Here is a 3910-nt window from a genome sequence, read left to right on the forward strand (position 1 = left end):
TGTGGCCGAACTGAGGGCAAATGGGTGGGACGTCAGGCTGGGTGAAAGTGATGGCTAGACAACAGCTTCCGGCTGGGATTACCAAAGTCGAGGTCGCAAATCGCCGCACAGGGAAGCGTGAGCCAAGGTGGCGAGTGCAGATCAACGTCGGTAACGGCTCTGATCGTCACCAGGTGCGCCGGTCGTTCACCACCGAGAAGGCGGCCCGCGACTTCCTCGACGAGACACGCGGGTCGGTCGCCGCCGGCACCTACGTCCGAGGATCGCGGCGAACCGTCGACACCGCGATCGATGACTGGCTCACCTCGAAACACCGCATCAAGGCGAGTACGCGCCGCGGCTACAAGGTCACCTTGCAGGTGGTGCGCGACGAGTTGGGGAAGGTCGAGTTACAGAAGCTCACCAAGCGTGACGTCGACGATCTCGTGACGGCGTTGCGGGCCGGGAGGGTCGAGGGCCGTAAGAAGTTCTCACCGCGGTCGGTGAACCAGATGCTCGGGCTGCTGATCCAGGTGCTGGCCACCGAGCAGCGCCAGGGCCACGTCGTGCGCAACGTCGCCGAACTCGTCGACAAGGTGCCCTCGGACCCGAAGAAGTTCCGCACGCTGACCGAGACGGAGATCCTCCGCATCCTCGACCACAAGTGCCGCGATGGGCACCTCTGGACGCTTGCGCTGTACGGTCTGCGCCGAGGTGAGATCGCCGGACTTCGGTGGGTTCACGTCGACCTCGTCAAGGGCACCGTGAGGATCGCTGAGAACCGCGTCTACGCGGGTGACGGCAATTACGTCGTCGACACCCCGAAGTCCCGAGCCTCGGCCCGCACGCTTCCGCTACCTGCCGATGTGGTCACCGTGCTCAAGGCGGCCAAGAAGAACCAGCAGAGAGAGCGTCTGGCGCTCGGCGAGGCATATCAGGGCGGCGACTACGTGGCGTGCGACGAAGCAGGGGAGCCGTACACACCTGGTCTGCTCACTTTTCGGTGGGGGAAGATGCTCGACGACCTCGGGATCGACCGTGTGCGGCTGCACGACGCCCGACACAGCTGCGCCACGCTGATGCACCTCAAGGGGCAACCGATCGCCGTCATCGCGGCGTGGCTGGGGCACTCGAGCGCAGCGTTCACCATGTCGGTCTACGCGCACTCCCAGGGCGACGCCCTGAAGGCCGCTGGCGAGAGTTTCAGGTGAGTTGAGGCAATCTGAGGCACCGAGGTCGCCGTAGCGGCAACAAAAACGCTCTGACCAGTGCCCCCACCGGGACTCGAACCCGGAACACGCGGATTTTAAGTCCGCTGCCTCTGCCAATTGGGCTATAGGGGCGCGCCAACAGCATGCCACGGCCGCCTCGGATCGTCGTCGGCGGATCGCATCTGTGCGGCGGTGCTGACGAAAGATCGTCGTCATACGGTGGATGCGGCCTTGACCCGTTGACTTACTACCGATAACTTAACGGGGATAACTCACCTTCCACGGCTGGAGTGGCCATGCTGGATCGTTTGACCAGGTTCGTGAGCGGATTCCCCAAAACCGTTCTCGCCGTGGCCTTCGTGCTGCTCGTCGGGTGTGGGCTGTACGGCGCGTCCGCGGCGGGTCATCTGCTCGCCGGCGGCTACGAGGACCCGAACTCCGAGTCGGCGAAGGCGGCCTCGGTCATCGACAAGACCTTCGATCGGGGTGGTCCGCAGTTCGTTCTCAAGCTCGACGGCGCGCCGGGAGTCGACATGGCGACCGACCCGACCGCGAAGACGACCGGCCAACAGATCATCTCCGAACTGGGCTCGAGCGGCCACGTGCAGCAACCGATCCTGTCGGTCTGGACCAATCCCGACCTCGCTCCGGCGCTGCTGAGCAAGGACAAGTCGTCGGCGCTGATTGTCACGACTCTGGCCGGCGGTGAGAACGACGCACCGCGCTACGCCGAGGAACTCGCCCAGCGCTACAGCGGCACGCGCGAGGGCGTCACCATCCGGGCCGGTGGGCAGGCGATGGTCTTCCACGATGTCAACGCGCAGACCACCCGCGACCTCGCGGTCGCCGAGGCCATCGCGATCCCGATCAGCTTCCTCGTGCTCATCGTCGTGTTCGGGGGAGTGGTGGCGGCGCTGCTGCCGATCCTCGTCGGCGTCGTCGCGATCGTCGCGACCTTCGCGATGCTGCGCGTCATCGGGTCGATGACCGACGTGTCGATCTTCGCGCTGAATCTCACCACCGCAATGGGTTTGGCGCTGGCGATCGACTACACCCTGCTGTTGGTGACCCGATATCGCGAAGAACTCGCCGCCGGCCGGGACACGCGGTCGGCGATCGCGGTGATGATGCAGACCGCGGGCCGCACGGTCACCTTCTCCGGGGTCACGGTGGCACTGTCGCTGTGCGCCTTGGCAATCTTTCCGATGTACTTCTTGCGGTCATTCGCCTACGCGGGACTCGGAGTGGTTGTCGTCGCCGTACTCGCCGCACTGGTGCTGACCCCGGCCTTGCTCATGCTGCTCGGTCCGCGTATCGACGCACTCGACGCCCGCCGACCACTGCGCCGACTCCTCGGGCGGGGCGAGCCCGCACCGGTGCCGATCGAGCAGGGCCGGTGGTATCGATTCGTCAGTGCTGTTCTGCGGCAAGCTGTTCCGGTGGGTGCCGGCGTGATCTTGGTGCTGTTGGTCCTGGGTGCGCCGTTCGCATCGATCACCTTCGGCTTCCCCGACGACCGGGTCCTGCCGAAGACGGCCACCGTGCACCAGGTGTCGGAGGAGATGCGCACCGATTTCGCCGAGAACCTCTCGGGTGCACTGACCGCCGTTGTCACCGGTGGCACCGACCGGGCACGCACCGAGTACGCGCAAACCCTGTCGCGGGTCGACGGGATCAGTTCGGTGTCGGGTGCTGCGGGCACCTTCGTCGACGGCAGGCAAGTGGCACCACCGCAGCCCGGTGACCTCCACACGGCGGCCGACGGCACCACCACCGCGTTGCTGTCGGTCAGCGGCAGCGCCGAGCCCCTGACCGACGCCGGCGCCGACGAGCTGGCAGCCCTGCGTGCAGCGCCCGTCCCGGAGGGCATGACGTCGCAGTTCGCGGGGCTACAAGCCAGCAACACCGACACCGTCGACTCCATCTACGCGCATCTGCCGTGGGTGCTCGGTGTGATCGCCCTTGCCACGTTCGTTCTGCTGTTCCTGTTCACCGGCAGCGTCGTCCTGCCGCTGAAGGCGCTGGTCCTAAACGTGTTGTCGCTGTCGGCGACGTTCGGGGCGATGGTGTGGTTCTTTCAGGAGGGCCACCTGGGCGGACTGGGAACCACCGCAACGGGGTTCCTGGTGGCCACCATGCCGGTGCTGATGTTTTGTATCGCCTTCGGGCTGTCGATGGACTACGAGGTGTTCCTGCTCGGCCGAATCCGTGAGGAGTGGCTGGCCTCGGACCGCACGCGGGCGGCCAACGATCACGCCGTGGCCGTCGGCCTGGCGCGCACCGGTCGCGTCGTCACCGCCGCGGCCCTGTTGATGAGCATCGTGTTCGCGGGAATCGCTGCGTCAGAGGTGTCGTTCATGCGTATGTTCGGCGTAGGCCTGACTCTGGCGGTGCTGATGGATGCCACCGTCATTCGCATGTTGCTGGTACCTGCGTTCATGCGGATCGCCGGCCGCGCCAACTGGTGGGCACCACGTCCGCTGCGGGCGCTGCACGATCGCATCGGACTCACCGAGGCGGGACCGCCCGATCCTCGGATCGCCGACGAATGCACACCGGCACAGGACCCCACCGACCACCAGCCCACACAAGACCGTCAGGAGACACGTGACCATCCAGAGGCGGCGGACCAGATCCCCCCGCGGATCGGGTGAACTGCTCGCCGACGAGATCATCGACGCAGCCACCGACCTGCTCCTCGACGAGGCAGATGCGTCGGC

Annotated in this window: 2 protein-coding genes, 1 tRNA gene and 1 pseudogene; 3 read left to right on the top strand and 1 reads right to left on the bottom strand. The window is 66.0% G+C overall.

Annotated elements, in window-relative coordinates:
- The first annotated feature begins 134 nt into the window (after positions 1-134).
- Complete coding sequence (locus B1964_RS15490; RefSeq protein WP_172398857.1) at positions 135-1190, top strand: site-specific integrase; 1056 nt, start codon at positions 135-137, stop codon at positions 1188-1190.
- A 58-nt stretch (positions 1191-1248) separates the two neighbouring features.
- On the opposite strand, the gene B1964_RS15495 is transcribed toward B1964_RS15490, so the two are convergent.
- Positions 1249-1322: transfer RNA gene (locus B1964_RS15495), tRNA-Leu, on the bottom strand.
- Between the two features lie 164 nt (positions 1323-1486).
- On the opposite strand from B1964_RS15495, the gene B1964_RS15500 reads away from it, so the two are divergent.
- Together B1964_RS15500 and B1964_RS31570 are read left to right on the top strand one after the other, a co-directional pair.
- Entirely contained in the window at positions 1487-3844 is a 2358-nt protein-coding gene (locus tag B1964_RS15500) for an MMPL family transporter (RefSeq protein ID WP_079930402.1), read from the top strand.
- Positions 3798-3910 (top strand): annotated as a pseudogene (locus tag B1964_RS31570) (TetR/AcrR family transcriptional regulator); the annotation flags it as partial. The gene B1964_RS15500 and the pseudogene B1964_RS31570, both read left to right, overlap by 47 nt.

It is taken from the genome of Gordonia sp. i37 (assembly GCF_002043085.1).
In the GTDB taxonomy this organism is placed as follows: domain Bacteria; phylum Actinomycetota; class Actinomycetes; order Mycobacteriales; family Mycobacteriaceae; genus Gordonia; species Gordonia polyisoprenivorans.